The following is a 25,182-nucleotide window of genomic DNA, read 5'->3' on the forward strand; positions in this document are numbered from 1 at the left end:
TTTGCGGTTTTGGAGAGCTAGTTATGGCATTCCGGCAGGTGTTCGGGTCCGGGCGGGAGGTTTGTGGTGGCGGGTCCGCGGCTGCCCATGGTTAAGCGTGACTTCGACCCGAAGAACGTGTTCCAGGGCAACCAGAACATCCTGCCGGCCGGCTCCTGAGTACTCCCGCTTGGCGGGTTGATGTGCACGGCCCGCACTAGACTTCCCCTATGGCGATTTACCTGGACCCGCCCCTGTGGCCCGCCCACGGCACACACTTTTCGCACCTTGTCTCGGACACCTCGCTGGACGAGCTGCATGCTTTCGCCGCGGCGGCCGGCATCCCGGACCGGGCGTTCGACGGCGACCACTACGACGTCCCGGAGCGCCGATTCGAGGACCTGGTGGCCGCCGGTGCCATACCGGTGGAGGCGAGGATCCTGGTCCGCAAGCTCATCGCCAGCGGGCTGCGCATCCCGGCCCGGCAGCGCAGCAAGTCCTTGAAAGTGCCGCTCCTGAACCGCTGGGAAAGCATCATGCCCGGCCACGATGCCCTCTTCCTTGACCTGCTGGACCGTTGGGGCGAAGAGCACCGCAAGTACCACGCCCGCACCCACCTGTTGGCTGTGCTCGAGGCGCTGGACCTGCTCACCGACCCCGCCGATCCGCCGCGGACCGTGCTGTTGGCCGCCTGGTTCCACGACGCCGTGTACCGCGGGGTGGCAGGCCAGGACGAGGAGGAATCGGCCCGGCTCGCCGAGGACCGCCTGGCGGACGCGGGGCTTCCGCCGGCCGAGATCGAGGAAGTTGCGCGGCTGGTCAGGCTGACGTCGGACCACCGCCCGGAGCCGGGGGACGACGACGGCGCCCTCCTCTGCGACGCGGACCTGTCCGTTCTCGCCGGCGAACCTGAGCCGTACGCCCGGTATGTGGCCGCCGTCCGGGAAGACTACGCGCACATCGGCGACGCCGATTTCGCTGCCGGACGCGCCGCCGTCGTGCGTCAACTGCTTGAATTGGACCCGCTCTTCCATACCGGGCGGGCCAAGGAGCTGTGGCAGGATGCCGCGCACCGAAATCTGAAGGGTGAACTAACGTGAACGCTCCCGGTTCGAGGGCCACGCATCACTCCGCCAGCGCAACGCTCCGGCAAATGCCTTTTTCCGTCCGCCTGGAATGGGGTTCCGACGGCGCCCGGGCAGTCACGTCCGGCGCGGACCTTGCGGTGGTGGTGGACGTCCTGTCCTTCACCACGTGCGTCAGCGTCGCGCTGGACCGTGGGGCCGACGTTTTTCCCTACCCGTGGAAGGACACCAGCGCGGAGGACTTCGCCGCCCACCACCGGGCCCAATTGGCCGGACCCCGTGACGGCGGCGGGCTCAGCCTGTCACCCGCGAGCCTCCGCGCTGCAGATACCCTCGAACGGGTGGTCCTGCCGTCCCCAAACGGCTCGGCACTCTGCCATGAGCTTGCCGAAGAGGTCCCGCTGATAGCGGCCGTGTGCCTTCGCAACGCCGCAGCTACAGCGGACTGGGTGGCGGCCAGCCTCCCCGAAGACGCCGTGATCGCGGTGATTTGCGCCGGTGAACGCTGGCCTGACGGCACTTTCCGTCCCGCTGTGGAGGACCAGATCGGCGCCGGTGCTTTTATTGCAGGGCTGGTGGCCGCCGGAAAGGGAGGCTATGAGGCAGACGACGGCCGGCACGGGTATTCGCCGGAGGCCGTGGCGGCGGTGGCTGTCTTCGAGGCCGCGGAGCCGCGCTTGCGGGAGATGCTGCACAACTGCTCCACCGGCCGCGAGCTGACTGGTTCCGGGTACCCGGAAGACGTCGATATCGCCGGCGAGCTGGACGACAGCGCCGCCGTGGCCATCCTGGTGAACGGGGCCTTCAGCCCACGCTGATGTTTACGGCCGCGCCCGCCGGTGCAGGACTGCCCCGACGAACCTGCGCATCCAAGCCGTCAGCTCAGGGTCAGCGGTAGCCGGTGATGAACTGCGTGTTGGTGGGAACGATCTGCTTGCCCAGCGGCATCAGGCTCACCGGGATGAGCTTCAGGTTGGCGATGGCCAGCGGGATGCCGATGATGGTGACCGCCATGGCGAAGGCTGTGACCACGTGGCCGATCGCAATCCAGATGCCCGCAACCACCAGCCAGATAACGTTCCCCACGAGTGAGAACACCCCGGTTCCGCCCGGCTTGTCCACCACCATGCGCCCGAACGGCCACAGTGTGTAGGCCGCAATCCGGAACGACGCGATGCCCCATGGGATGGTCACGATGAGCAGGCAGCAGATGATGCCGGCCAGGAAGTAGCCCAGGGCAAGCCAGAGTCCGCCGAAAACCAGCCAGATGATGTTGAGCAGTGTCTTCATCTGTCCATTGTGCCTTGCAGGTCCGACAAAAACGTCGGGGTCTGCCCTGATTGGAGCCTGAATCCTCGCTGAGGATCGAGGCCAAGGGTTTAGCCCCTGCCTTCACCCTTGGCTTAGCCCTTGGCGGCTTTCACGAACGCGCGGATCCTGTCCAGGTCCTTCACCCCACGCGAAGCTTCGACGCCGGAGGAGACATCCACGCCCCACGCGCCGGCGGAGGCGGCCGCCTGGTTCACGTTGTGGGGATCCAACCCGCCGGCCAACAGCCAGTTGCGGTCCTCAATCGCTGTCACCTCCACCATGGAGCCGTAGTCCCAGGTCTCTCCGGAGCCTGGGACGGCGGCATCAATCAATAGGATTTCCTCGCCCCAGTCGGCGAACGCGTCCGCGGTGGCTGCCATGGTGACCGCCCTGATCAGCTTCATGCCGGCAGCGTGCACTGTTGTGACGTCTTCCGGCGTGAGGTCCCCGTGGAGTTGGATCCATTTGACTCCGGCGGAGCGGGCGATTGCAAGGGCGTCGGCCACAGGTTCATGCCGGAACACGCCGACGGCGGCCACCCCGGCTGGCACGTCGGCCAGGAGCCCGGAAACCTGGGACGGCGTGACCGCCCGCGGGCTCGCCGTCAGGACAAAACCGACGGCGTCAGCCCCGGCCTCGACAGCAACCCGGACCGATTCCGGCGTACTGAGACCACAAATTTTGACGAACATTCCCGGCTCCTTGAGGCTGTTTTCGCTATGTCTCCCGGGAGGACATTAGCAGGGATTGGAGCCTGCGCCGATGGGGGCCGGCAACAAACTAGGCTGGACGGATGGAGATCATCCGCTTCGCAGAACTCAGGTCCGAACCGTGGCGCAACGGCGGCGGGGTGACCCGCGAACTGGCCAGCCATCCCAAGGCGGCGTCCGCGCAGGACGGTGCCTGGGACTGGCGCGTCAGCATCGCCGATGTCAGCAAAGCCGGGGATTTCTCGGCATTCCCGGGCATGGAGCGTGTGCTGACCGTGATCGACGGCGAGCTGCTGTTGCTGACGGTCGACGGCGCCGAGCATCCGCTGGAAAAATACCGTCCCTTCCGGTTCTCCGGCGAAGCGGCCACCCACGGGGCCCTGCCCACCGGCGATATCCGGGACCTCAACGTGATCACCCGGACCGGCTCCTTCAAGGGCTTCACGTCCATCATCGAGCTCTCCAAAAAGCGCGCGCACCCGGTTTTTGAGGGTCAACTCGCGGTGCTGCTGCAGGGCCAGGCCACCGTGAGCGCGGGCGCCGCCGACGCTGCGAACGCCCTCAACGCTGATGCCAGCAGCGCTGATGAAGATGCCGACGGCGACGCTGCCGCCGCCCCGGCCGAACCCGAGGCACTCCACCGGTACGACGCCGTCGTCGGTTCCGATACCCGTTCCCCCGAGATCCTTGGGCGCGGCTTCCTGGCCGTGGTTTCGATCGACCGCGTGGCGGGCTGACGCGGCTGAAGGGCCAGCCTCGCCTTCGTTATCTGAGCCTTTCCACACTGGTCGGCCGATGACCCCGCTCCTAGACTCGGGGTCAACCAAGACCTCCCGCAGCTGGCACGCTACTTCTACCGGCAGTCGGTGGAGGAACGGAACCACGCGATGATGATGGTCCAGTACATGCTGGACCGCGAGCAGTTTATGCTCTGGTTCCTCAAGGAGCAGGTGGAAGAGGTTGCCTCCATGACCACCCTTCTGAATATCGCCGAGCGCGCAGACAACCTGTTCGACATTGAGAACTTCATCGCCCGCGAAACCATCGGCGGCCTCGGCCGCGACTCCTCCGCCCCCGAGGCCGCCGACGGCGCACTTTAGGACTCTCGCCCGGCGGCGAGGTTGGCCACCAACCCGGCCACCCGCCGTCGGGCGTTGCTACTCTGATAGCAAGGCTCCGCAACGGACCTCCGGACGACGGTTCAGTACCCGGCACGCGACAAGACTGGCCAAAGGATCTGTCATGTCGTGGTTAATCCTCATTCTTTCCGGGGCGCTGGAGGCCGTCTGGGCCGCCGCGCTGCACCGGACCTTCCAAGCTACAGGCCGCCGCCGCATCGCCCCCGCCGCCCTGTTTCTGGTCTCCGTCCTCGCCAGCATGGCCGGCCTCGCCATCGCCATGCAGGCCATCCCCACCGGGACCGCTTACGCCGTCTGGGTGGGCGTGGGGGTGGTGCTGACCTCCGCTTACGCCATCATCACCAAGGCTGAACGTCCGACGACGGCGCGCCTGCTGTTGCTGACCGGCATCGCCGCGTGCGTGGTTGGCCTGAAGGTGGTGGCGTGATGAAGTCCCGTTCGGCTGCCTGGCTGTTGCTCCTGGGATCCGCCGTTCTGGAAGCGGTGTGGGCCACCGCCCTGGGCCTGTCCGACGGCTTCACCCATCCCCTCCCCACGCTGGTCTTCGCCGTGACGGCCACGCTGAGCATGATTGGGCTGGGGCTTGCCATCCGCAGCGTTCCCCTGGGTACCGCCTACGCCGTCTGGGTGGGGATCGGCGCTGCCCTGACCGTCGGCTGGGCCATGGCCACCGGCGTCGAACCCTTCAGTGTTTTGAAAGTGCTGTTCATCGGCGGGATCGTGGGCTGCGCGGCCGGGCTGAAGTCGCTGCCGGCGGATGCCAAGGCCCGGCAGGACCGGCCGGTTTAGGCTTTTGCCATGGACTCCCCCGAGGTAACGCAGGCGATACAGGCACTGAGGCGCGGGCTCGAGGCCGGCGGCCGCCGGACCCTGCTGGGCATCACCGGCGCGCCGGGCTCCGGCAAGTCCACGTTCGCGGCCAGGCTGCAGCAGGAACTCGGCCCTGACCTTGCCGTTGTCGTGCCGCTGGACGGCTTCCACCTCGGCAACGCGATCATCGACGGCACACCGCTGCGGCAGCGCAAAGGGGCAATGGACACGTTCGACGTCGGCGGGTACCTGTCGCTGTTGCAGCGGCTGGTGCGGCGGGATGAGGCTGTTGTCTACGCGCCGGAATTCCGGCGCACCTTGGACGAGCCGGTGGCCGCGTCCATCGCCGTTCCGGCATCCGTGCCGCTGGTGATCACCGAGGGGAACTACCTGCTGGCGGAGGCACCGCCGTGGAAGGAGGTCCGCGCGCAGCTGGATCAGGTCTGGTTTGTGGACACTCCCCCTGCGCTGCGGCTGGCCCGGCTGGTGGACCGGCATGTGCAGTTCGGCATGGAACGGACCGTGGCGGAAGCCTGGGCCCTCGGCCCGGATGAAGCCAACGCTGTGCAGATCGAGGCCACACGCCAGGGAGCGGACCGGATCATCCCCTGGGTATAGGAAACTGCGAGGAATACCGCAGCCGGGAGCGTGGTTCTTGGCTGGACCAGCCTTGCACAACGAACGGGGCGCGCTCATGACTGCATCTGCACCATCGGTTCACCTCGGCGACGGACTTACGGTCAGTCCCCTCGGATTCGGCGGGATGGCCCTCACCCCGGTCTACGGCGAAGTTGACCCGGACGAGGCCCTCAAGACCCTGCACCATGCCGTGGATGCCGGCGTCAGCTTCATTGACACGGCCGACATCTACGGCGGGGGCAGCAACGAGGTACTCATCGGGAAACTGCTGAAGGAGCGCCGGGACGAGGTCCAGCTGGCCACCAAGTTTTCGCTGGTGGGCACTCCGGGGACCGGCTACACGGAGGTCCGCGGGGACGCCGCCTACGTCCGGCAGGCCGTGGACGCCAGCCTGCAGCGGCTCGGCACGGACGTGATCGACCTCTACTACATGCACCGCCGTGACCTCCGCGTTCCGATTGTGGAAACCGTGGAGGCCATGGCGGAGCTGGTGCAGCAGGGCAAGGTCAAACACCTTGGCCTGTCCGAGGTGACCGCGCAGGAGCTGGCTGAAGCCCACGCAGTACATCCGATCGCCGCGGTCCAGAGCGAGTGGTCCATCTGGAGCCGCGATGTGGAACGCAACGTTGTTCCGGCCGCGGCAGGCCTGGGCGTGGGCTTCGTGCCATATTCGCCGTTGGGCCGGGGATTCCTCACCGGCACCGTGGACGCGTTAAGCCTGGGAGCCAACGACTTCCGACGCCGGATCCCGCGTTTCGCCGAGGACGCCGCCGAAGCCAACCAGTTCGTGGTGGCAGCGGTTCAGGCCGTAGCTACCGAACTGGCCGCGACATCTGCCCAAGTCGCCCTTGCCTGGCTGCTGGCCCAGGGCAAGCGGCTGGGCATTCCCGTGGTGCCCATCCCCGGCACGCGCAAAACGCACCGGATCGACGAGAACCTCGGCGCCTTGTCACTGGTCCTGCCCACGGCGCAACTGGAGTCACTGGACAAGGCTGCGGACGCCGTCGTCGGTTCCCGTTCGGCGCAGCCCAACTGGGTGTCCCAGGACCGTGAATAACCAGGCCGCGAATGGCTACCGCTGTGAATAGACTGGAGCCCATGGACACGCTCATTCATGATTTAAGGGACATCACCATCCGCCGGATTTCGGTCAGCGAGATGGACAACAACGTGTATCTGCTAACCGCCAAGGAGTCCGGCGCGCAACTGCTGATCGACGCCGCGGACAACCTGCCGGCCATCCAGGGGCTGCTGCAGGACGCCGCCGCGGACACCGCTGCAACGGCCACGCTGGCGCTCATCGCCACCACGCACCAGCACTGGGACCATGTCCGCGCGCTGCCCGCGTTGGTGGAAGCCACTGGCGCCAGGACGGCGGCCGGAACGGATGACGCCCCGGAGCTTCCGGTGAAGGTGGACCTGCTGCTGGACCACGGCGACGTCGGCAACTTCGACGGCTTCGACGTGACCACAGTGCACCTGCGCGGCCACACGCCGGGCTCGGTTGCGTTTGTCTACCGGGATCCGGCCGGGCCTGCCCACATCTTCTCCGGGGATTCGCTCTTCCCCGGCGGCGTGGGCAACACCCAGAAGGATCCTGAGCGGTTCAACCAGTTGATCAGCGACGTCAGCGAGCGGCTGTTCGATACCTATCCGGATGACACCGTGGTGCACCCGGGCCACGGCAAGCCCACCACCCTCGGCGCGGAACGCCCGCACCTTGAGGAGTGGCGCGCCCGCGGCTGGTAGGGGCTTAACGGCGGTTGAGCTTGTCGAAACCCTGGTTTCGACAAGCTCAACCGCCGATCACTGCTGTTTAGCGGCCGCGGCGTTCGTTCGACGCAGGAGCCGACGCGCGGCGGGGGCCGCTGCGGGCCGGACGGCCGTTGCCGCCGCCGTTGCCTGCGTAGGATCCACCCGAGGTGCCACCGGTGTTGGAGGACCAGACAGCTTTGTTGCCGGAGTTGCCTGCGCCAGAATTGCCTGCACTGGCAGCACCGGCGCGCTGGCCGGACCCACCCGTACGGGCGCCGGCACCGGCAGTGCGTGCGCCGGCTGCGCGCTGGCCGGCTGCCGGACGGCCGTTACGCTGTCCGCCGGACGACGCCGGGCGGCCGGAGGAAGCCGGACGTCCGGTCCCGCCGCGGGGAGCATCACTGCGAGTGATCCGAGAATCTGTGCGCCCGTCGGAGCTGCGTCCGTCTGAACCGCGGCCGGCCGCTGCACGGCCACCTGCCGCGGGGACGTCGTTGCGGTGCGTCGAACCAGTGGTGCCGCGGGCGTTGCGGCGTGCAGCTGCTGCTGCGATGGCGCGGTCCTCGTTCTGCTCAGCAACACGGTCAAATGCTGCGCGGGCTTCAGTGCGGCCTTCGTAAGCCACGGCCCGGCGCTCTGCACGGGGCAGGTCGGTGCGCGTCGGCTCTGCGGAGACACGTCCACGGCCGCCACGGCCGCCGCGGCCGCCGGCGGCCGGGGCAGCCTGGCCGCTCCGGCGGGCGTGCTTGCGCTCGGCGTTGGCACCGGTGGAGGTTCCGCCGCCCTGCTGCTTGGCCTTGGTGGCCAGCAGTGCGGCGCGGGTGCGCGGATCAATCTTGTCGGCCATTTCGCCCACCAGTTCAGCAACCAGCGGGGAGTTGGCGGTGACGCGCTCGAAGTTGACGTCGACGCCGGCAGCCTTCATCAGCTTCTTGACGTCGCTCTGCTGCTCCGGGAGGGTCAGGGTGACAACGGTGCCGTCCGAACCTGCGCGGGCCGTACGGCCTGAGCGGTGGAGGTACGCCTTGTGCTCGGTGGGCGGATCCACATGGATCACCAGTTCGACGTCGTCCACGTGGACGCCGCGGGCTGCGACGTCAGTGGCCACCAGGACGCGGACGTCACCGGAGGAAAACTCGGCCAGGTTGCGGTCACGGGCGTTCTGCGAGAGGTTGCCGTGCAGGTCGACGGCGGGGATCCCGGCGTCGGTCAGGGTCTTCGCGAGCTTGCGGGCGTGGTGCTTGGTCCGCATGAAGAGTACGCGGCGGCCGGCACCCGAGGCGAGCTCGACGATCAGCTGCTTCTTGACGGTCTGGTCGTTGACCACCAGCACGTGGTGTTCCATGGTGGTCACCGCGGCCTGTGATTCATCCACGGCGTGGGTCAGCGGGTTGGACAGGTAACGCTGGACGATCTTGTCCACGCCGTTGTCCAGGGTGGCGGAGAACAGCAGGCGCTGGCCCTGGCTGGGGGTCATGTCCATGAGCTTCTTGACGACCGGGAGGAAGCCAAGGTCGGCCATGTGGTCGGCCTCGTCCAGGACGGTGATCTCGACACCTTCGAGGGTCAGGATGCGCTGGCGGATCAGGTCCTCCAGGCGGCCCGGGCAGGCGATGACGATGTCAACGCCGGCACGCAGTGCCTTTTCCTGGCGGGCCTGGGAGATGCCGCCGTAGATGACCGTGGTGGTCAGGCCCATGGCCTTAGCCATCGGCTCGATGGTGGCGTTGATCTGGGTGGCCAGCTCACGGGTCGGCGCGAGGACCAGGCCCATCGGGCGGCCGGGCTTGCGGAAGTGCTTGGCTTCCCGCTCAGCGAGTCGTGCTACAAGCGGGATGGCGAAAGCGATGGTCTTGCCGGAGCCGGTGCGGCCGCGGCCCAGGACGTCGCGTCCGGCCAGGGTGTCCGGGAGGGTCTTGACCTGGATGGGGAACGGCTCAACAATTCCCTGTGCGGTGAGGGTCTCAGCAAGTTCTTTGGGCGTGCCGAGGGCAGCAAAAGTAGTCATGTAGTCAAAGGTCTTTCAGGCGGTATCCGTGCGGATATCGGCCCCCGATGCCGGTTGGCTCAAGGGTTCGCCGAAGAAAAGTCAGGTGATCAACCGGGCTGCTGCCCCATATCAGGGCGGCGGCAGGGACCAAATGGAACGCGTTCATCGACGCAGGATGTGCCTCTCACATGAAAAAACCCGCTTCCCGAATGAAGGGACTCCGATTTAAGGAGCAAGCGGGCATCACTGCACATCAAGTTCCTCAAGCATATCATCCCGTCGCCTCCAGCCCCGATTCCTGCACCTCGCTTGTCCGGACAGCGGCGGTACCGTTGCCTTCAACGCTGGGCCGGGGCAGGCTTGAGGCATGACGCAACAGGGCGAAGACCACCACCACGCAGCGCACGACGGCGACACGCGCCAAGGAGAGCAGCGGCAGCAAAGTGCAGCCGAGGCATGGGACGAAAAATACGGCAGCAAGCCGCAGATCTGGAGCGGCAAACCCAACCCCCAGCTGCTCCGCGAAGGCGGCGGGCTGCGGCCGGGACGGGCACTCGACCTGGGCTGCGGCGAAGGTGCCGACGCCATCTGGCTCGCCCAACAAGGCTGGACGGTCACCGCCGTCGACGTTTCCGCCGTCGCACTCGAACGCGCGGCCGCGCACGAAAAAGCCGCCCTGGACCGCGAAAGCGTGCACGCCGAGGGCGCGGGCGTCATCCCCAGCCGCATCCACTGGAAACAGTGCGACCTGGACAAGTGGCAACCCGACGAAACCTACGATCTGGTGTCCTCCCAGTTCCTGCACGGCCCGCAGTTGGTCTGGCAGGGGCCGCTCCGGACGGCGGCCGCCGCAGTCAAACCGGGCGGCACGCTGCTGATCGTGGGCCACCACCCCCACCGGTTGCCCCCGTGGGGAAACCACACCAATCCGGACATGTTTTACACGCCGGCCCAGCTCATCCAGGAACTGGGCATCGAATCGCCTGACTGGCAGGTGGAGGTCAACACCACCCGGGAGCGGCCGGCTACCGGGCCGGACGGGCAGGATGCCGTCGTCGGCGACACCGTGTTCAGGGCCACCCGGCTTTCCTGAGTTTTTGTCCAGATAACACGGCTTTAGCGGCCGGAAATGCCGAATATGTGGACAAAAACTCCAAGGTCAGGCGGGGTACGCATCAGTTCGGGTGATTTGAGGTGACCCGCGGCGCCACCGCAACCGCGGCGACGGCCACCACCGCAGTCAGGGCGAAGACTCCGGCGAACGATGCCGCCGTCGTCGTAGATGCCGCGAACACAATGCCCGTGGTGGCGAGAGCGAGCGCGCCGCCCAGCGAATCCGCAATGGACATCGCGGAACTGTTGAAGCCCTCGTTTTCCTTGGTGGACAGGGCGAGTGTCATCACACTCAGCCGCGGATAGATCAGCCCCATGCCGCCGCCGGCGAAGATCCAGCCGGCCATCGCGACGGCGGCGGGCCAGTGCAGGGCAGCCGTCGCCAAGGTCAGGGCGATGGCCAGCAGCACGAGCGCGGACCCGATCCGTACCGCGGTGCGGTGCCGCAGCCGGTTGCCCAGGCGGCCCTGGATCGCGGCGGCCCCGGCCCACGCCACCGCGCCGGCCGTCAGCGCGAGGCCCGCGAACGTCGGCGGGAACGCGTACTGCTCAATCAGCAGGTACGGCAGGTACACCTCGGCCCCGAAAAATGCGGCACCGGCGAGGCCGCGGGTCAGGATCACGCTGGGCAGCCCGCGGCGCGCGAGCAGTGTTCCCCGCGGCAGCAGCGGGCGCACGGCAATCAGGGCAATCACGACGGCGGCCGCGGCCAAAAGTGCCGGCGCCGCGGGGACGCCCGCGATAGTGACTCCCGCGGAGAGGTTCAGTCCCAGCACCGCGAGGGCGGCGAGCGCAGCCCAGCCAATCCGGCCCACCGGCCACGGCGGCGGCGTCGCCTGTTCCGGTTCCGGGTTGACGCCGCGGAGGACCGGAACGATCATCACCAACGCGGGAATCACCAGCCCCACCACGCCCAGGAACACCCAGTGCCAGCTCAGGACCTCCGCCACGATGCCGGCCGCGAACGGGCCCACCAGGGACGGGATCACCCACGCGGCGGAGAACGCGGCGAAAATTCCCGGGTGAAGGACGGCAGGGTAGACGCGGGCCACCACCACGTAGAGTGCCACCGTCAGCGCCCCGCCGCCGAGGCCCTGCACCAAGCGGCCGGCGACCAGCAAGGGCATGGACACTGCCGTGCCGGCGATGAGCAGCCCCACGACGAACAGGGCCACAGAGGCATAGAGCGGAAGGGTTGGCCCCCGGCGGTCGGACCAGTTTCCGGCCACTACCATGCCGATCACACCGGTGGCCAGCGGCCCGGCGAAGGCCAGCGCATAAAGGCTTGCCCCGCCAAGTTCCCGGCTGACCACGGGCATGATGGTGGTGACGGCGAGCGATTCGAACGCGGCGAGGAACACCAGGGAACACGCGCCGATGGTCACCCACAGGTACGGCCGCTGCAGGATCCCGGCGGTGGTCCCTGTTGAGGGGAGGGTGGAATCTCGCACGGCACCAGCCTGATCAGTTGTTGGACGCAACCGTATCAGTTCCGGCCCTGAGTTTTTGTCCAGATAACACGGCTTTCAAGCCCGTGAAGCGGCATTATCTGGACAAAAACTCAGGGGTGGGACGGCGACCGGACGGCCAGGGCTTCCTGCACGCTCTCCGCCACCGCGCCGGCGCCGGCCTGGCCCACCACGACTGTGTAGTGGTTGACGTCGGGCACCTCCCCGATCCGGAGCGAGGGCAGTTTCTGCGCCCAGGCCGCCAAATAGCCGGGGCGTACAGGGCGGCCGGCTCATTGAGCAGGCACCGCGGCGCCCGCAGCACCTGGGCATCAACGGCCAGTTCATCCAGCGCTTTGAGCCGCGACGCGCCCCCGTGCAGCTCCGCGGTGTCCTCGGCCATGGCCTCATAACGGGTAGCCGGCTTCAGTTCCGGCTCCTCCCCCGTCAGGTCATAGTCCACGTAGTCCTCCACGAGCGGGGTCCAGTCGCCGCTAAACGCGGGGTGCTGCCGCCAGAAGAAGCGGTAGACCTCACGGCTGGGGAATGTGGAATTCAACCGCTCGGCGGCCGGGCCCAGTACCGCCGCCACCACATCCTCGTCCGAAAACCCGGCCGGAACCTGCAGCGGCAGCCCGCCGTCCACCAGCACCAGCGAACGCACGCGCTCCGGGAACAGGTTCGCCAGGACCACGGCGGCAAAGGCGCCCATGGAATGTCCGACGACGACGACGGGTCCCGTCGTGAGCGCACCCAGCACCGCGGCCAGGTCCTCGCCGTGTGTAGGCATCCCGTACGGTCCGGGCAGTGTGTTGGATCTCCCGCGTCCCCTGAGGTCCGGGGCGATGATCCGGACGCCGGGCAGGGCTTCGGCCAGGTACGGCCATGCCTTGTGGGAGGCCGTCACGCCGTGGACGGCCAGGATGGTGGGGGCCCCCGGATCCTCCGGAGCCCACAGAGCGGGTGTGCAGGGCGCCTCCCCGGACCCGGACGTCGGTGGTCCGCTAGCCGGTGCTGCTTGCTGCTCGCGTCATGGGGCATTCCCTTCCAGGGGTTCCTCGAAGACTTCTTCCGGCACATCGGGCCGCGTGCCCGGGATGGGGTGGGCACCTTCCTCGTCCCAGAGCACCCGGCGCATGCCGATGAGCTCGCCGATCCCCATCAGGGCCCAGGCCGCCACGGTGGGATCCATCTCGCGGACCTCGCCGCTGAGCGCGCCGGCCCACCAGGCCAGCAGCGGCTGGATGTTCCACCCGCCCACATGGAACTGGGGCAGCACCGCCAGCACCACATCGGTTAGCCCGGTCGTGCGACGTTCCGGCAACGGTAATTCCCCGCGGACTAGGAGTTTTTGTCCAGATAATGGGCTCTAGGCCGGCAAAAGCGGGATTACCTGGACAAAAACTCCCTGGCGGTCAGCCGCCGACGTACCGGTTCCGGCCCGCACGGTAGCCAAAAACCGCGGCCAGCAAGCCAACGCCCAGGAACAGCAGTCCGGCGGGCGCGAAGGATCCGGTAGCCTGGTGGAGCTGGCCCACCAGCAGCGTGCCGGTGGAACCCAGTCCGTAGCCCACGCCCTGCATCATCCCGGACAGGTGCGCCGCGGTGTGGCCGTCGCGGGTACGCAGCATGATCATGGTCAGCGCCACCGCAGTGAGGCTTCCCTGCCCCAGGCCAAGAAGCCCGGTCCACACCCAGATGAGCTCGAGCGGCCCGAAGATGCTCAGCGCGAAGCCACTTCCGGTCATCAGCGCCACCATCACGTTGATGGCCCGCTGGTCTCGGAACCGCGAGGCCAAGGCGGGGGCGAACAGAGAGCCCAGCATCTGGAGCACGATGGAAACGGATACCATCAGCCCCGCGGTGCCGCCGTCCACGCCCCGATCGCGCAGGATCGGTGCCAGCCAGGCGAACACACTGAAGGACATCATGGCCTGCAGGACCATAAAGATGGTCACCTGCCAGGCCACCGCGGAGCGCCACAAGTTGACGCCGTCGGACGCGGCCTGGTGCCGGGCGGGGTGCTGCCGGAGCGCTACCGGCAGGAAGAGTAAAAGGACGACGGCGGCGGGCACCACCCAGAACCACAGCCCCGCCGTCCACTCTCCCGTCGCCGTGAAGATGGGGTAGGTAAAGCCGGCGCCGAGGGCGGCCGATGCGCAGATCGCCGTGGTGTAAAGCCCACCCATGAGACCCAGCCGGTGCGGGAAGTCGCGCTTCACCAGTCCCGGGAGCAGCACGTTGCAGAGGGCGATGGCGGCACCGCAGGCCGCCGTCCCAACCACCAGGGCAGGGAGATGGCCGGCGCCCGGCACGAGCCCGCCGGCGGCTGCGGGCCGGAGCAGCAGCCCGGCCGTGAGTACTGCCATGGCACCCAGCAGCACCCGCTCCGGGCCAAACCGGCGGGCAAGCCCAGGGGCCAGCGGGGCGAAGGCACCCAGAAGAGTCACGGGCGCTGTGGTGAGTACAACCACCGCCCAGCCCGGCAGCCCGGCGTCGGACGTGATCTCCGGAAGCAGCGCCGCGAAACTTGAGAAGACCGTACGGAGGTTCAGGCCGATGAGCACCAGGCAGAGGCCCAGGTAAGCCAGGGCGCGGCGTCCGCGGGGCCCGTCCGGGAGCGTGGTGGGGGACGCGGCGGGAACATCGTCGATTTCGGCGTCGACGAGCAGTCCGGGTACGTACACGTTGTCAGCACGGGTCACGGCACCCATTCTGTCAGGCGGCAGCGGGCCGCCGCTGCCCACGAACGCCGGCCCGCCCCTCGCCGCCGAGTTTTTGTCCACTTATCGCGGGTATGAGCACCGCAAAGGCAGATTATCTGGACAAAAACTCAACTATTCTGGAGTGGATGAGTGAATCCCCAGAATCCCCCCAGACTCCGCATGTCCCGCGGCCGGTGACGCCCGGAACCCAGGCGTCGTTCGGCACCTACGGCGGCAGGCCGGTCAGCTTCGTGCGCCGCGGAACCCGGCTGCAGGGGCGCCGCCAGACGGCGTGGGAAGAGCACGCGGACCGGTGGGCCGTGGACGTGCCGAGGCACATTGCGAACACGTCGGTCCACCCGGAATACACGTTCGACGCCGAGGCGGAGTTTGGCCGCAAGGCACCGCTGGTCGTGGAAATCGGGTCCGGGCTGGGCGATGCCATCTGCCACGCCGCCGAGCAGAACCCGGACACGAATTTCCTGGCGGTGGAGGTCTACACGCCGGGGCTGGCCAACACCATCATCAAGATCAACAGCCGTGGGCTGAGCAATGTGCGGGTGGTGGAGGCCAACGCGCCTGAGGTCCTGGCCACCATGCTGCCGGCAGGGTCGGTCAGCGAGCTGTGGGTGTTTTTCCCCGATCCCTGGCACAAGTCACGGCACCACAAACGGCGGCTCATCCAGCCGGAGTTCGCCGAACTCGCGGCCCGGGCGCTCAGGCCGGGCGGCCTGTGGCGGATCGCCACCGACTGGTCCAACTACGCCGTCCACGTCCGCGACGTCCTGGCGGACTCGCCGGACTTCGAGAACCTGCACACCGGCGAGCGCCACGGTCCGGAGAGCCCGCTCACGCAGGTGTGGCAGTCCGGCGTCGAGTCCCTGGTGGGCGGCGCACCCGTCCGCGAGGGCAGGGCGCCGGTCAGCACCGAGCACACCGGTCCCAACGAGGGCGTGGACGAAACCGGCGGCTGGGCCCCGCGTTTCGAAGGCAGGATCCGCACCAGCTTTGAGGCCAAAGCCCACGAGGCCGGCCGGCTGATCTTCGACCTCTGCTACCTCCGGCGCTGAATCAGCCCCGGCGGCCGGGCAGCTGTCAGCCCACGCTGATGCCGGAAACGATCTCCTTCAGCATATCCACGCGTGGTTCGATCTCCGGGTTCACGTAAGGCCAGATCACCACAACGCCGATAAATTTGCTGTTCTCCCATACGCCGACGGTAGCTGCCACCCTCGGCGCACCGGCAGGATCCGTGTAGCCCACGAGGACCGCGTACGCGGCTTTGCCGGGCAGGTTCAGTTCGCCTTCGGTGATGCGGGTCCCTGCGCGTTCTTCAAGGTAAAACTCTGACATCAGGTGGGCCCAGCCGTTAGCCTGCGGCGCGTCCGTGACGGAGGTGTCGTCCTTGATCACAGTGACCAGAACGCCTCCCAGCAGTCCGTATTGCTCGGTGTTCGGCCCCGCGGCGGATTCCTCCAGGACCTGCGTGTACTCGGGGAAGTCTGCCGTAAACCCCAGGGGGGATTCGATGTGCACTGACATGGTTGCTCCTTAGCGGTAAGTCTTGGGTTCAGGCACGGGGACGTCAGAGCCGCTCAAGCTTCGAATCGTTCGCGACCTTATAGTACGTGGACACGTTGGTGGACACCTTGTTCTCGATCTTGACCGCCACTTCGCCCGCCCTGAAGTCCACACCGGCCTCGTTGGACACCGTCACCACGTTGTTCACCTGGACGGTGGCAGAGCCGGCCTCGTACAGCTTCGCGGCGTCCGCGGCTGCCGCGAAGTCGTTCCCAAGCGCCACGTTGCGCATGTAGCTGTCGATCACGGCCTTGTTCTCCGGGGAATATTCGACGTCGATCTTGACAGTGCCCTGCGTGCCGACGGTCACGTTCGACTCCAGCTTGGCGCCCTGCAGGTCTGGTCCATGGACGGCGCCCTGTGCCACGGTGCCGTCCATGGACACCGCGATCGACTCGATGTTGCTGTCCTTGTCCAGGTTTACTTCCAGGCCGCCCTTGCCTGAGGCCTGGAACATCTGGCCATCAAGGTCCAGCTTGCTCTGCGCGGACACTTCGCCGCTGGCGGTGGCCGTGCCGTCTGTCAGGTTCCGCTCGTAGGCGAGGTCCAGCTTCGCAGAGCCCGAGCCCGGACCGGCCTCACCCTTGGCTTCGAAGGACAGCGTTCCCTTGACCTTGTTTTCGACGCCGGTTGTGCCGTTGTCGTTGGCGGCGTCCAGGACGGTGGACGCGATGTAGATCGGCGCATTGCTGGCCATGTCCTTAACATCACCAAGGTCGTCCGGCGGGAGCTCCCCGTACATCTGGTTTCGGGCCGCCATGGCCTCGTCAAGGCTGCCGAACCTGAACTCGCTGGAGCCTTCCCCGTTGAGCGTGACGCCTGCCGTTCCGGTGGGATCGTTCAGGCCCGCGCCCGCGTTTCCGTAAACCTTCAAGGTGGCCGAACCATCAGCATTCTCAACCACCACGGTGCCCACTTCCGCGCCGGCATGGAACCAGGCAACCCGGCCGTCGATGGAGGCCTTGCCGGTCTCGGTGTAGACAGGAACATCTGACCGGCCGATTCCTTGGAGCTGCGCTTTGGCCTGCTCTTGGGCAGAGAGGGGGATGCCGCCGTCCATCCTCATCAGGTCTTCGGCGAAGGGGCCGTTCTCACCCTCGCCTTCGATCAGGTACTGCCGGTCTGATTCGGACAGGCCCGCCCACCACTTGCCTTGTTCTTCCGGGCTGGCCTTGAGCATGTCAGCCAGGCCCTTTTCCAGCTCCTGGCGGTGCGCCTGCGCCTCGGCCGCCTTCTGCGCCTGCTCCTCAAACCATGACTTTGCCCGGCCGCCCGAATCCTTGAGTCTGTCCAGGAAGCTTCCGCCGCCACCGCTCGACTTGTCGGAGGCCTTTTCCTGCTCGTCGGCGTGCTGGAGGAGCAGCTTGGAGTTGTGGCGGAGGCTGGAGGCCACCCGCTCGAGTGCCGGACGATGGTTGCCGGTCCAGTCCTGCCTGAATTGCGCGCCGTCAGGGCCCTTCCACGGGGCGGACTGAATCTGGCCCTGCAGGGAGCTTGCCCGGCTGCTGAGCAGCGTGGCCGCCTTGTCAGCGGCTTTCGCCAGCTCACGCAGCTGGCTGACGTCCGCGCCGTAAAAAGTCATGGTGTCTCCCCCGGAGAGTGATACGAGTGGGTTTATCGCTGAACATATGGTCGCACGGCAGGCAGTGCCCCGCGATGGGGAACACTCCCCATTGGCGACGTCGGACTGCACGCCAGCGCACCGTCCCCGGCGGGCGCGGGACTGGTCCCCGCCCCGGAATGCCGGACTTTTCGAGGCTGGCTCTGCGTGGCACGATGGATCTGTGCGGGGGGCACGCAATCTGCGCCTCCCGGCGCCGGCCAAAGGAACCAGCATTAAAAGAGAATTCAGACAGGCCGCGGACGCGGCGGAGGACGTCACCAACTCACGCCCTTTGGAGTTGCTGGCACGGGCGGGTTTTGCGGCGAGCGGTGTCCTGCACTTCCTGGTGGGGGCTATCGCCATCCGGCTGGCGATGGGCGGCTCGGGGAATGCTGACTTCAGCGGAGCCGTGGCCGAGCTCGCCAGCCAGCCCGCCGGACCGTTCCTCCTATGGGCGAGCTTCGCAGCCTGCGCCGCACTGGCGGTGTGGCAGGCCAGCGATGCCATCTTCGATTACAGCGGGCTGCCCGCCAAGAAGAAAGCCGGCCAGAAAGCAAAGGCGGCAGCCCAGGCCCTGGTGTTTGCCGGGCTGGCCCTGACGCTTGCGGCCTTCGCCATGGGCACAGGCTCCGGGGATGACAACAGGCAATCCGCGAGCGACCTCACGCTTGCCGTGATGCAGGCCCCCGGCGGCGTGGCCCTGCTGGTTGTGATGGGGGCAGGCATCGCCGTCGCCGGCGCCGTCTATGCCATCCGGGGAATCAGGAAATCCTTCGCGAAACACGTGACGATGCCCGCGTCCCCCACCGGCCGGACGGCAGTCACCGCCCTGGGTGTGACCGGCTACGTGGCCAAGGGTGCTGTCCTGCTGCTGACCGGGCTGCTGATCGCCATCGCCACGCTGCGCGCCCATCCGGACGAATCAACCGGCCTCGACGGCGGGCTCAAGGCCCTCCGCGACCAACCGTTCGGCGTGTACCTCCTCGCCGCCGTGGGTGCGGGCCTGATCTGTTATGGCTTGTACATGGTGGTCCGCGCACGCCTGGCGAAGATGACTTAACAGCCCACCCACCGGCGCGCCGCCCGTGGGAGGCGGGACGCGGAGCTACGGAACCGTGATCACTGCGACGGTGCGAGCGTCGTAGTCCCGCAGCTCGACGCTCGCGATGCTGGCCAGCTGGACCGGCGTGGCTCCGGTAACTTTGATCCGGCCGCTGGGCGTGGCTGTCCACGCGCAGGCACGGTCCTCCCCGCCGTCCCGGTCCCGCACCCACAGCGAGTACGTCCCGTTCAGCGGCATGCTGCTGCCGTTGACCGCCAGTTCGGTGCCCCAGTTCTTCCGGGCCAGGTCCACGCTGAAGCGCAGGCCACTGTCCGCCTGGACGGAGTAGCTGGCGTCGGGCTGCGGCGGCCGGTTCAGCAGCGGCCCCGCCGCCACGCCCAACGCGAGGCACTCTGCGGCGACCGCGCCCACCGGTGCTGCCCACCGCCGTCGTAATTTACGACGCCGGGCGGCCAGTTCGTCGAGGACCGCACGGGGAACGGAGGTGGCCGGCTGGGTTAACGCGGCGGGGCGGGTGCTCCCGGTCAGCCCCACCGCGTCCGGCACGGGAAGTGCGTCCAGCAGGGCCGGCAGGCTTTCCAGTTCCGCGAGTTCCGCCCGGCAGTGGGGAACCCATCACCACCTACATCGCTGGCCGGAACGGGAAAGTTACGGCCCCGCTGAAATTTTTTTCTGCTCGACGGGCAGTCTGCCGCAACGGCCGCAGTCGAAATCGCCGGAACGCAGCAGGGTCGCCGGAACTTCCCGGCGACCCTGCACTCTTCCGGCGAAGTGGGCGAACCCGGCCCGCGCTTACTTGCCGCGCGCGTCAGGTGCGGCTCCCTACGCGTCGATCAGATCGTCGTCGTCCGCTTCTTCGAACTCAACCGCGGCCACAATCTCCTGCGTCTCCGGGTTGATCATGAACGCCTCGTCCTCTTCCTCCACCATGAGGAAGTCGCCGTGGTCCGTGCTGAAGTGCCAGGCCAGAGTCTTCTTCTCGCCGTTGTGCAGATAGTTGGGGTCGCCCATGGTGATCTTTTCGAGGGCATAGCCGGCAACGTTGCACAGTTCCCGGATGATGATTTCAAAATCCGGGGCGTTGTCCAGCGCTTCCTCGTCGGCCCGGGCCTGGCGCTCGTCGAGGTCGGGGAGGAGCGCCACCTGGTGTTCGATGTAGGCGCTGAGCGCCTCATCATCCAGCACCAGCAGGCCTTCCTGGCCCAGTAGCCAGGCGGCGTTCAAAGCGGTGATGTTCTCGGTCTCGAACAGTTCCTCGAACTCGCCGTCGAGTTCCTCCATGACGCGGACGGCGTCGTTGGACTCTTCCTCGGCGTCCAGGTCGCCGTCGAGGTAGCGTTCCTCGTCTTCCTCGGACAAGGCATCAAAAACCTCAACGGTCCGGTTGAAGAGCTCCAGGTGCGCCGTTGCGCCCATGCTCTCGAGGCCCTCGCGGATCAGCGGATCCACTTCGTCGCGGTCAGCGGTGAACACGTACTGGGCGAATCCGCCCTCCAGGGACTGCGTGACGTAGAAGTCCACGTAGTAGCTGCGGAGCGCCGCAGGAGCGATCTCGCCGGCGTCGAGCAGGCTCCCGTACATGGCGTTCACCACGTGAACGTTGGCATCGACAACCTCCTCAGTACCAGCTTCGATGCTGGCTTTGGTCAGGACGACAGGGTTCTGGCTCGTGGTCATGAAATTCCTCACTGCTGAAAGCTTTGATGATGCTCGGGACACTTTCACGCTACGTGGGCGGGGACAGCGGTCGGCTGAGGATGAAGTGAACGTCAGGCGAAGTTTCAGGCCCCCGCCGGGCGAACTAAGATGAATCAGATAATCATCGATCGGACACGGCCCCGCCGTGGCCAGCTGAAAGTAGCGCGCACCATGCCATCCCAACCGGACGAGAGTGCGGCACTGGCGATACAGACCCCCGCCATCAACGACCGCTCCCTCGCGGCCGGGCTGGCGTATGCCATGGGCAGCCGGGTTTCCGGAGTGTCGTTCGACGCCGCCACCGGGCTCATGCTGGGCAAGGTCCGGGGAGGCGCGGACGTGCCCTACTCCACCACGGCCAAGCTGGTCCGGAAAACGGGCGGCTGGAGCTGCACTGTAGGCGTCTGCAGCTGCCCCGTCCGCAAGGACTGCAAGCATGTGGCCGCGCTGCTTTTCGCCGCCGAGGACAACCCCGCCATCCGCGTTCAACTCCTGGCCCCGGCCGAGGTTTCCCGGCTGTCCCGCCAACCCGCCAGCCTCGATCTGGCCGACTGGGAGCAGGCCCTGAGCCCGCTTATCTCGCAGCCCGGCATCACCCAATCCAGCAACGGCATCCCCCTGGCCCTCCAGTTCGAGATCGAGGAACCGGCCCCGCACTTCTCCTACACAGGGCGCCGCGACCCGCTCCGCAGCGTCCGCCAGCTCAAGGCCCGGCCCGTGATCATGGGCGCCAAGGGCAAGTGGGTCCGCGGCGACGTCTCCTGGAACACCCTGAGTTACCTGAACTTCCGGCGCGAATGCAACGAGGCCCACATCGAGTGGATGCAGACGTTCCTCGCCGCACACACCGCCGCCGCCAACCGGGTCCACAACTCCTCCGCGCTCTGGCTGGGCCTAAACACCTTCGCCGGCAAGAACCTGTGGGGGCTGCTCGCCGACGCCAAAAAGATCGGCCTCGCCCTGGTCCACAGCCGCGGCACCGAGCCGGTGCGCCTGGCGGAGTCTCCCGCCGCCGTCGGGCTTAACCTGAGCCGCTTTGGCGCGCCTGTGGGTGAACCCGCCGCGGGCAGTACTGCGAGAACAGCCGACGACGGCGGGCTGGAGCTTGCGCCCACCATCACTGTGGAGGGGGAAGAGGTTGATCCCGCATCGGTGGGGACCATTGGCCGCCCGGCGCACGGCATCTTCCTGACTACCGGCGGCGAAGCGCTTCCCGGGGTTTCCGCGGACAGTGTGATTACCCTGGCGCCGCTGGAAGCTGGCCTGAGTGAGGAACTGCTGACCTTCGTGACCGCCGGCAGCACGCTGCACATTCCAGCGCAGGACGAAACGCGTTTCCTGACCGGCTTCTACCCGAAGCTCAGGCAGACCGCACGGGTCACCGCGAAGGATGAGTCGGTGGCGCTGCCCACACTTGCCGTCCCCACGCTCTCGCTGCTGGCCAACTACGGCGCTGACCACCGCGTGCGGCTGCACTGGGAATGGCATTACAAGTCCGGGAACATGGTCAACGCCCAGCCGCTCTGGCGGCACCCCGGCGACCATGGCTACCGCGACGACACCGCCGAGGCACGCATCCTGGAGGGAATCGGCCAGCCGTGGAACGTTGTCCCGGCGTTGGGCGAATCCGCCACCGGCGGCTGGGGCACTCCGCGGCTGGCTGCATCCGTTGAACTCAGCGGCCTGGACACGCTGGCTTTCACCGAGGATGTCCTGCCCATGCTCCGGAACGCCCCGGAGGTCGCGGTGGACACTGCCGGGGACATCGCGGACTACCGCGAGGCCGAGGAAGCGCCCGTGGTTTCCATCTCCACCAAGGCCACCGAACAGCGCGACTGGTTCGACCTCGGCATCCAGATTTCGTTGGAGGGCCAACCGGTTTCCTTCGCGGCCGTGTTTTCCGCCTTGGCCGCCGGCCAGACCAAGATGCTCCTGCCCAGCGGGGCCTACTTCTCGTTGGACTTGCCTGAACTGCACCACCTGCGGGCCCTGATCGAGGAAGCCCGCTCGCTCCAGGACAACCAGGACGCCCCGTTGCAGATCAGCCGCTTCCAGGCCGGGCTGTGGGACGAGCTGGCCCAGCTGGGCATCGTGGACGAGCAGGCTGCCGCGTGGCGTGAGGCCGTGGGCGGGCTGCTGGAGGGCGGGATCGACGGCCTTCCGCTGCCTGCCTCGTTGAACGCCGAACTGCGGCCCTATCAGCTGGAGGGTTTCAACTGGCTCAGCTTCCTCTACCGGCACAGCCTGGGCGGGGTCCTCGCCGACGACATGGGGCTGGGCAAAACCGTGCAGGCGCTCGCGCTGATGTGCGCTGCGAAGGAGCAGGCGGCCACTGATCCCGCCACTTCACCCGCCACTTCAGCGCCCGACGGCGGCACTCCCTTTTTGGTGGTTGCCCCCACCAGCGTCGTGGGCAACTGGGCGGCGGAAGCCGCGCGCTTCGCTCCCGGCCTCACGGTTCGCATCGTGAGCGAAACCTTTGCCAAGAACAGCCAGGATGCGGCCGTTGAGCTGGGCGGCGCGGACATTGTGATCACCTCGTACGCCCTGTTCAGGATCGACTACGATTCCTACGCCTCCAGGACCTGGGCCGGGCTGGTGCTGGACGAAGCCCAGTTTGTGAAGAACCACCAGTCCAAGGCGTACCAGTGTGCCCGGAAGCTGCCCGCCGCCTTCAAGCTGGCCATCACAGGCACGCCGCTGGAAAACAACCTCATGGAGTTCTGGGCGCTGACGTCCATCGTGGCGCCTGGCCTGTTCTCCAGCCCCAAGCGCTTCGCCGAGTACTACCAGAAGCCCGTGGAGAAGAACGGCGACAAGGGGCAGTTGGACAAGCTCCGCCGTCGGGTCCGTCCACTGATGATGCGGCGTACCAAGGACCAAGTCATCCAGGACCTGCCACCCAAGCAGGAGCAGATCCTGGAGGTGGTCCTGAATCCGCGTCACCAGAAGGTCTACCAGACCCATCTGCAGCGTGAGCGGCAAAAGATCCTGGGCCTGATCGAGGACGTTAATAAGAACCGGTTCACCATTTTCCAGTCGCTCACCCTGCTGCGGCAGCTCAGCCTGGACGCTTCGCTGGTGGATCCGTCGCTGACCGGCGTCCGGTCCAGCAAACTGGATGTCCTGTTCGAGCAGCTGGAGGACTTGGTGGCAGAGGGCCACCGCGCACTGATCTTCAGCCAGTTCACCGGTTTCCTGGGTAAGGTCCGCGAACGTCTTGTGGAGGAGAAGATCGAGTTCTGCTACCTCGACGGCAGCACCCGGAACCGTACCGACGTCGTCAATGAGTTCAAGAACGGCAGCGCGCCGGTATTCCTCATCTCATTGAAGGCCGGCGGCTTTGGGCTGAACCTGACCGAGGCCGACTACGTGTTCCTGCTGGATCCGTGGTGGAACCCCGCGTCCGAGGCACAGGCTGTGGACCGGACCCACAGGATTGGGCAGGCGAGGAATGTGATGGTGTACCGGCTGGTGGCCAAGGACACCATCGAGGAAAAGGTCATGGCCCTGAAAGCGCGCAAGTCGCAGCTGTTTGCGGACGTGATGGAAGGCGACGCCCTCTCCGGCGGCGCCATAACGGCCGAGGACCTCGCGGGGCTGTTCAAGGACTGACCGTCGTCGGAGGCTGTTTTCGTTGGCCGGTACGGGTCACCGCTTAACGGGTCACCGCTTAACTGCAGGCAGTCAGGATACCGGCGATCGCATCATGCTCGGCCTGGGTGGCCCACAGGTGGTACTTGGCCTTGACGGCGGTCTGGCGGACCACGTATTCGCACCGGAACGCCTTATTTGGCGGGAGCCAGGTGGCAGCATCCTTGTCGCCCTTGGCGCCGTTAGTGGGCCCGTCTGCGGCCATGAGGTTCAGGGGGTCGTTCGCCAGTTGCTTGCGCTGTTCGGGGCTGAGCTGCTGTGCGCCTTTCTGCCACGCGTCGCTGAGAGCGACGAGGTGATCAATCTGGACGGCGGAGCTGGTGGTGTTGCCTCGGACAAAGTTGATGGTTGTAGCTGTGTACTTATCGGCCAGCATTCCCGTGGCAACGACGCAGTTCTGTGTGCCGGGCTTGAACGTCTCGCCTTGGAGATCCCTGGCGAGGATGTCGTTTCGCGTGTCGCAGCCGTTTCGGTCGACGTCGGCCCAGGCCGGACCAAATTCGTCGCGGGCGTAGCCGGTCTTGGGGGCGCGTCCCTTAACCGGGATGGTTTCCAATTCGGCGCGGGCCGTAGCCAGTTCGGCTGGGCTTACAGATTCGGCGGAGATGCCCGACGGAGCGGCCCTGACTGAGTCGGTCATCATGGTTGCGGCCTCCGCTGCGGCGTCACAACCGGCGAGGGCACCTGCAAGAAGCAGACTGGTGAGCAGGGTCAGTGCTTTGATGGCGGCGGAATGGTTGATAGTAAAGTCCTTCAAGAGTGCGGCGGAGGTGAACAGGTTACTAGCGCCGGCCGTCCTGACCCGTGATGCCTGGAGGTGAAGTCTGTCACGCAGTCCGTCATGCTGGGACGCCACTCTGCCCCCCTTAGATGTCGTACCCCTTTGTCATGATGTGACC

General features: G+C 66.9%; 24 protein-coding genes, 2 pseudogenes and 1 riboswitch. Of the genes and pseudogenes, 14 read left to right on the top strand and 12 right to left on the bottom strand.

The features are described 5' to 3' along the window. Window positions 1-66: 66 nt before the first annotated feature. The 3 genes from ABIB27_RS08675 to ABIB27_RS08685 are packed head-to-tail and all read left to right on the top strand — an operon-like array spanning window position 67 to window position 1,882. Window positions 67-159, top strand: coding sequence for a BBE domain-containing protein (locus ABIB27_RS08675; protein WP_354215658.1), 93 nt, complete (start codon window positions 67-69; stop codon window positions 157-159). 50 nt (window positions 160-209) lie between these two features. Beyond that, the gene (locus tag ABIB27_RS08680) at window positions 210-1,079 is read left to right on the top strand and encodes a DUF4031 domain-containing protein (RefSeq protein ID WP_354215659.1); all 870 of its coding nucleotides are present in this window, start codon (window positions 210-212) and stop codon (window positions 1,077-1,079) included. Beyond that, on the top strand, window positions 1,076-1,882 hold the full coding sequence (locus ABIB27_RS08685; RefSeq protein ID WP_354215660.1) for a 2-phosphosulfolactate phosphatase: 807 nt from the start codon (window positions 1,076-1,078) through the stop codon (window positions 1,880-1,882). Before ABIB27_RS08680 ends, ABIB27_RS08685 begins: the two co-directional genes overlap by 4 nt. Before the next feature lie 70 nt (window positions 1,883-1,952). On the opposite strand, the gene ABIB27_RS08690 is transcribed toward ABIB27_RS08685, so the two are convergent. Next, window positions 1,953-2,354 (bottom strand): YccF domain-containing protein, encoded by a 402-nt coding sequence (locus tag ABIB27_RS08690; RefSeq protein WP_354215661.1) that lies wholly within the window; start codon window positions 2,352-2,354, stop codon window positions 1,953-1,955. A 113-nt stretch (window positions 2,355-2,467) separates the two neighbouring features. Further along, window positions 2,468-3,067, bottom strand: coding sequence for a phosphoribosylanthranilate isomerase (locus ABIB27_RS08695; protein ID WP_354215662.1), 600 nt, complete (start codon window positions 3,065-3,067; stop codon window positions 2,468-2,470). 101 nt (window positions 3,068-3,168) lie between these two features. Between ABIB27_RS08695 and ABIB27_RS08700 the strand changes: the two genes are divergently transcribed. The 7 genes and pseudogenes from ABIB27_RS08700 to ABIB27_RS08730 all read left to right on the top strand — a co-directional run bounded on the left by ABIB27_RS08700 (window position 3,169) and on the right by ABIB27_RS08730 (window position 7,422). Beyond that, on the top strand, window positions 3,169-3,822 hold the full coding sequence (locus ABIB27_RS08700) for a HutD/Ves family protein (RefSeq protein ID WP_354215663.1): 654 nt from the start codon (window positions 3,169-3,171) through the stop codon (window positions 3,820-3,822). Between the two features lie 84 nt (window positions 3,823-3,906). After that, window positions 3,907-4,185 (top strand): annotated as a pseudogene (locus ABIB27_RS08705) (ferritin-like domain-containing protein); the annotation flags it as partial. Window positions 4,186-4,253: 68 nt separating this feature from the next. Continuing rightward, a riboswitch (guanidine-III (ykkC-III) riboswitch) is annotated at window positions 4,254-4,318 on the top strand. 9 nt (window positions 4,319-4,327) lie between these two features. Further along, window positions 4,328-4,651 carry a DMT family transporter gene (locus ABIB27_RS08710; RefSeq protein WP_354215664.1) on the top strand — a complete coding sequence of 108 codons (324 nt, stop codon included), beginning with the start codon at window positions 4,328-4,330 and terminating at the stop codon, window positions 4,649-4,651. Further along, window positions 4,651-5,013 carry a DMT family transporter gene (locus tag ABIB27_RS08715; protein WP_354215771.1) on the top strand — a complete coding sequence of 121 codons (363 nt, stop codon included), beginning with the start codon at window positions 4,651-4,653 and terminating at the stop codon, window positions 5,011-5,013. The genes ABIB27_RS08710 and ABIB27_RS08715 overlap by 1 nt, the downstream gene beginning before the upstream one ends. Before the next feature lie 9 nt (window positions 5,014-5,022). After that, the gene (locus ABIB27_RS08720; RefSeq protein WP_354215665.1) at window positions 5,023-5,652 is read left to right on the top strand and encodes a nucleoside/nucleotide kinase family protein; all 630 of its coding nucleotides are present in this window, start codon (window positions 5,023-5,025) and stop codon (window positions 5,650-5,652) included. Window positions 5,653-5,728: 76 nt separating this feature from the next. Next, entirely contained in the window at window positions 5,729-6,730 is a 1,002-nt protein-coding gene (locus ABIB27_RS08725; RefSeq protein WP_354253801.1) for an aldo/keto reductase, read from the top strand. Between the two features lie 41 nt (window positions 6,731-6,771). Continuing rightward, window positions 6,772-7,422: an MBL fold metallo-hydrolase gene (locus ABIB27_RS08730; protein ID WP_354215667.1), complete on the top strand. Its 651-nt coding sequence runs from the start codon at window positions 6,772-6,774 to the stop codon at window positions 7,420-7,422. Window positions 7,423-7,489: 67 nt separating this feature from the next. Here the strand turns inward: ABIB27_RS08730 and ABIB27_RS08735 are convergent, their stop codons facing one another. Continuing rightward, complete coding sequence (locus ABIB27_RS08735; RefSeq protein ID WP_354215668.1) at window positions 7,490-9,436, bottom strand: DEAD/DEAH box helicase; 1,947 nt, start codon at window positions 9,434-9,436, stop codon at window positions 7,490-7,492. 349 nt (window positions 9,437-9,785) lie between these two features. Between ABIB27_RS08735 and ABIB27_RS08740 the strand changes: the two genes are divergently transcribed. Continuing rightward, the gene (locus ABIB27_RS08740) at window positions 9,786-10,511 is read left to right on the top strand and encodes a class I SAM-dependent methyltransferase (RefSeq protein WP_354253802.1); all 726 of its coding nucleotides are present in this window, start codon (window positions 9,786-9,788) and stop codon (window positions 10,509-10,511) included. Between the two features lie 82 nt (window positions 10,512-10,593). Here the strand turns inward: ABIB27_RS08740 and ABIB27_RS08745 are convergent, their stop codons facing one another. From ABIB27_RS08745 to ABIB27_RS08760, 4 genes are all read right to left on the bottom strand, one after another. After that, window positions 10,594-11,982, bottom strand: coding sequence for an MFS transporter (locus ABIB27_RS08745; RefSeq protein WP_354253803.1), 1,389 nt, complete (start codon window positions 11,980-11,982; stop codon window positions 10,594-10,596). Between the two features lie 94 nt (window positions 11,983-12,076). Then, window positions 12,077-12,886 (bottom strand): alpha/beta fold hydrolase, encoded by an 810-nt coding sequence (locus tag ABIB27_RS08750; protein WP_354253804.1) that lies wholly within the window; start codon window positions 12,884-12,886, stop codon window positions 12,077-12,079. A gap of 123 nt (window positions 12,887-13,009) precedes the next feature. Further along, window positions 13,010-13,303 (bottom strand): hypothetical protein, encoded by a 294-nt coding sequence (locus ABIB27_RS08755; protein WP_354215672.1) that lies wholly within the window; start codon window positions 13,301-13,303, stop codon window positions 13,010-13,012. A gap of 91 nt (window positions 13,304-13,394) precedes the next feature. After that, window positions 13,395-14,693, bottom strand: coding sequence for an MFS transporter (locus tag ABIB27_RS08760; RefSeq protein ID WP_502909151.1), 1,299 nt, complete (start codon window positions 14,691-14,693; stop codon window positions 13,395-13,397). A gap of 137 nt (window positions 14,694-14,830) precedes the next feature. Between ABIB27_RS08760 and trmB the strand changes: the two genes are divergently transcribed. Next, window positions 14,831-15,754: a tRNA (guanosine(46)-N7)-methyltransferase TrmB gene (gene trmB / locus ABIB27_RS08765; protein WP_354215674.1), complete on the top strand. Its 924-nt coding sequence runs from the start codon at window positions 14,831-14,833 to the stop codon at window positions 15,752-15,754. Between the two features lie 25 nt (window positions 15,755-15,779). Here the strand turns inward: trmB and ABIB27_RS08770 are convergent, their stop codons facing one another. Both ABIB27_RS08770 and ABIB27_RS08775 read right to left on the bottom strand, forming a co-directional pair. Continuing rightward, on the bottom strand, window positions 15,780-16,226 hold the full coding sequence (locus tag ABIB27_RS08770; RefSeq protein WP_354215675.1) for a hypothetical protein: 447 nt from the start codon (window positions 16,224-16,226) through the stop codon (window positions 15,780-15,782). 43 nt (window positions 16,227-16,269) lie between these two features. Then, window positions 16,270-17,847, bottom strand: a complete 1,578-nt coding sequence (locus ABIB27_RS08775) for a WXG100 family type VII secretion target (RefSeq protein ID WP_354253806.1) — start codon at window positions 17,845-17,847, stop codon at window positions 16,270-16,272. Between the two features lie 220 nt (window positions 17,848-18,067). On the opposite strand from ABIB27_RS08775, the gene ABIB27_RS08780 reads away from it, so the two are divergent. Further along, the gene (locus tag ABIB27_RS08780) at window positions 18,068-18,928 is read left to right on the top strand and encodes a DUF1206 domain-containing protein (protein ID WP_354215772.1); all 861 of its coding nucleotides are present in this window, start codon (window positions 18,068-18,070) and stop codon (window positions 18,926-18,928) included. A gap of 45 nt (window positions 18,929-18,973) precedes the next feature. On the opposite strand, the pseudogene ABIB27_RS08785 reads toward ABIB27_RS08780, so the two are convergent. Both ABIB27_RS08785 and ABIB27_RS08790 read right to left on the bottom strand, forming a co-directional pair. Next, window positions 18,974-19,534, bottom strand: a pseudogene (locus ABIB27_RS08785) (anti-sigma factor); the annotation flags it as partial. A 219-nt stretch (window positions 19,535-19,753) separates the two neighbouring features. Then, window positions 19,754-20,608, bottom strand: a complete 855-nt coding sequence (locus ABIB27_RS08790) for a DMP19 family protein (protein WP_354215677.1) — start codon at window positions 20,606-20,608, stop codon at window positions 19,754-19,756. Between the two features lie 192 nt (window positions 20,609-20,800). On the opposite strand from ABIB27_RS08790, the gene ABIB27_RS08795 reads away from it, so the two are divergent. After that, window positions 20,801-24,244 carry a DEAD/DEAH box helicase gene (locus ABIB27_RS08795; RefSeq protein ID WP_354215678.1) on the top strand — a complete coding sequence of 1,148 codons (3,444 nt, stop codon included), beginning with the start codon at window positions 20,801-20,803 and terminating at the stop codon, window positions 24,242-24,244. 58 nt (window positions 24,245-24,302) lie between these two features. Here ABIB27_RS08795 and ABIB27_RS08800 read toward each other — a convergent pair whose 3' ends face one another. After that, window positions 24,303-25,139 carry an HNH endonuclease family protein gene (locus tag ABIB27_RS08800; RefSeq protein WP_502909152.1) on the bottom strand — a complete coding sequence of 279 codons (837 nt, stop codon included), beginning with the start codon at window positions 25,137-25,139 and terminating at the stop codon, window positions 24,303-24,305. Window positions 25,140-25,182: the final 43 nt, after the last annotated feature.

It is taken from the genome of Arthrobacter sp. UYEF21 (genome assembly GCF_040546085.1).
GTDB lineage: Bacteria > Actinomycetota > Actinomycetes > Actinomycetales > Micrococcaceae > Arthrobacter.

Excerpts from the sequence above, each read along its gene's own strand:
- ABIB27_RS08760 (WP_502909151.1), bottom strand. The coding sequence starts at position 14,693 with ATGGGTGCCGTGACCCGTGCTGACAACGTGTACGTACCCGGACTGCTC.
- ABIB27_RS08695 (WP_354215662.1), bottom strand. The coding sequence starts at position 3,067 with ATGTTCGTCAAAATTTGTGGTCTCAGTACGCCGGAATCGGTCCGGGTT.
- ABIB27_RS08720 (WP_354215665.1), top strand. The coding sequence starts at position 5,023 with ATGGACTCCCCCGAGGTAACGCAGGCGATACAGGCACTGAGGCGCGGG.
- trmB (WP_354215674.1), top strand. The coding sequence starts at position 14,831 with ATGAGTGAATCCCCAGAATCCCCCCAGACTCCGCATGTCCCGCGGCCG.
- ABIB27_RS08710 (WP_354215664.1), top strand. The coding sequence starts at position 4,328 with ATGTCGTGGTTAATCCTCATTCTTTCCGGGGCGCTGGAGGCCGTCTGG.
- ABIB27_RS08735 (WP_354215668.1), bottom strand. The coding sequence starts at position 9,436 with ATGACTACTTTTGCTGCCCTCGGCACGCCCAAAGAACTTGCTGAGACC.
- ABIB27_RS08700 (WP_354215663.1), top strand. The coding sequence starts at position 3,169 with ATGGAGATCATCCGCTTCGCAGAACTCAGGTCCGAACCGTGGCGCAAC.
- ABIB27_RS08775 (WP_354253806.1), bottom strand. The coding sequence starts at position 17,847 with ATGACTTTTTACGGCGCGGACGTCAGCCAGCTGCGTGAGCTGGCGAAA.
- ABIB27_RS08795 (WP_354215678.1), top strand. The coding sequence starts at position 20,801 with ATGCCATCCCAACCGGACGAGAGTGCGGCACTGGCGATACAGACCCCC.
- ABIB27_RS08740 (WP_354253802.1), top strand. The coding sequence starts at position 9,786 with ATGACGCAACAGGGCGAAGACCACCACCACGCAGCGCACGACGGCGAC.
- ABIB27_RS08715 (WP_354215771.1), top strand. The coding sequence starts at position 4,651 with ATGAAGTCCCGTTCGGCTGCCTGGCTGTTGCTCCTGGGATCCGCCGTT.
- ABIB27_RS08680 (WP_354215659.1), top strand. The coding sequence starts at position 210 with ATGGCGATTTACCTGGACCCGCCCCTGTGGCCCGCCCACGGCACACAC.
- ABIB27_RS08730 (WP_354215667.1), top strand. The coding sequence starts at position 6,772 with ATGGACACGCTCATTCATGATTTAAGGGACATCACCATCCGCCGGATT.
- ABIB27_RS08770 (WP_354215675.1), bottom strand. The coding sequence starts at position 16,226 with ATGTCAGTGCACATCGAATCCCCCCTGGGGTTTACGGCAGACTTCCCC.
- ABIB27_RS08690 (WP_354215661.1), bottom strand. The coding sequence starts at position 2,354 with ATGAAGACACTGCTCAACATCATCTGGCTGGTTTTCGGCGGACTCTGG.
- ABIB27_RS08725 (WP_354253801.1), top strand. The coding sequence starts at position 5,729 with ATGACTGCATCTGCACCATCGGTTCACCTCGGCGACGGACTTACGGTC.
- ABIB27_RS08790 (WP_354215677.1), bottom strand. The coding sequence starts at position 20,608 with ATGACCACGAGCCAGAACCCTGTCGTCCTGACCAAAGCCAGCATCGAA.